The 1,526-nt window shown below is 51.5% G+C and carries 1 rRNA gene; it reads right to left on the reverse strand.

The features are described from left to right. Nucleotides 1–1,499: ribosomal RNA gene (locus IB277_RS37530) — 23S ribosomal RNA — on the reverse strand; the annotation flags it as partial. Nucleotides 1,500–1,526: the final 27 nt, after the last annotated feature.

Consider the following 1,526-nt stretch of genomic DNA (forward strand, 5'->3'; position numbering starts at 1 on the left):
CCCGCCCACACAATCCAATAAGTGTGAACAAGTTAAGCGATCCGTCACTACCACCAGGCCCACGAATATTAACGTGGTTCCCATCGACTACGCGTGTCCGCCTCGTCTTAGGGGCCGGCTAACCCTGCTCAGATTAACTTTAAGCAGGAACCCTTGGTCTTTCGGCGAGAGGGTCTCTCACCCTCTTTATCGTTACTCATGTCAACATTCGCACTTCCGATACCTCCAGGACCCCTCACGGGTATCCCTTCACAGGCTTACGGAACGCTCCGCTACCACACGTCTTGCGACGTATCCTCAGCTTCGGTGCATGGCTTTAGCCCCGTTACATTTTCGGCGCAAAGACCCTTATTTAGACCAGTGAGCTGTTACGCTTTCTTTAAATGATGGCTGCTTCTAAGCCAACATCCTGGTTGTTTTGGGATCCTCACATCCTTTCCCACTTAGCCATGACTTGGGGACCTTAGCTGGAGGTCAGGGTTGTTGCCCTTTTCACGACGGACGTTAGCACCCGCCGTGTGTCTGCCGACTAGTACTCCTCGGTATTCGGAGTTTGGTTAGGATCAGTAAGACGGTGAGTCCCCATAGCCCATCCAGTGCTCTACCCCCGAGGGTATTCGGTCGACGCACTACCTAAATAGTTTTCGCGGAGAACCAGCTATTTCCGAGTTTGATTGGCCTTTCACCCCTAACCACAAGTCATCCCAATCTATTGCAACAGATGCGGGTTCGGTCCTCCAGTTGGTGTTACCCAACCTTCAACCTGCTCATGGCTAGATCACTCGGTTTCGGGTCTAATGCGACGAACTGAACGCCCTGTTCAGACTCGCTTTCGCTGCGCCTTCACCTATCGGCTTAAGCTTGCTCGTCACACTAAGTCGTTGACCCATTATACAAAAGGTACGCTGTCACCCTTGCGGGCTCCAACTGTTTGTAGGCATCCGGTTTCAGGTTCTATTTCACTCCCCTTGTCGGGGTGCTTTTCACCTTTCCCTCACGGTACTTGTTCGCTATCGGTCATGCACGAGTACTTAGGCTTGGAGAGTGGTCTCCCCATGTTCAGACAGGATTTCACGTGTCCCGCCTTACTCAAGGACAATGAGTGTTCTACGTGTAAGGGGCTATCACCCTCTACGGCCGACCTTTCCATGTCGTTCCACTTTATTCCTCATTGCCACTGGCCTGGTCCGCGTTCGCTCGCCACTACTTGCGGAGTCTCGGTTGATGTCCTTTCCTGCAGGTACTTAGATGTTTCAGTTCCCTGCGTTCGCTTCTTACCCCTATGTATTCAGGATAAGATACCTTTAAACAATGCTTGGAAACCTAAGCCGTACTTGCGCACGACTTAAATTTTCCAAGCATTTAAGGTGGGTTCCCCCATTCGGAGATCCATGGATCAAAGCTTATTCGCAGCTCCCCACGGCTTATCGCAGCGTATCACGTCCTTCATCGCCTGTGCATGCCAAGGCATCCACCAAATGCCCTTTTGACACTTGATCGTTCTCATTGCCAATGCTCATCCTTAG

The sequence above is a fragment of the Ensifer sp. ENS07 genome, from assembly GCF_014852185.1.
GTDB lineage: Bacteria > Pseudomonadota > Alphaproteobacteria > Rhizobiales > Rhizobiaceae > Ensifer > Ensifer adhaerens.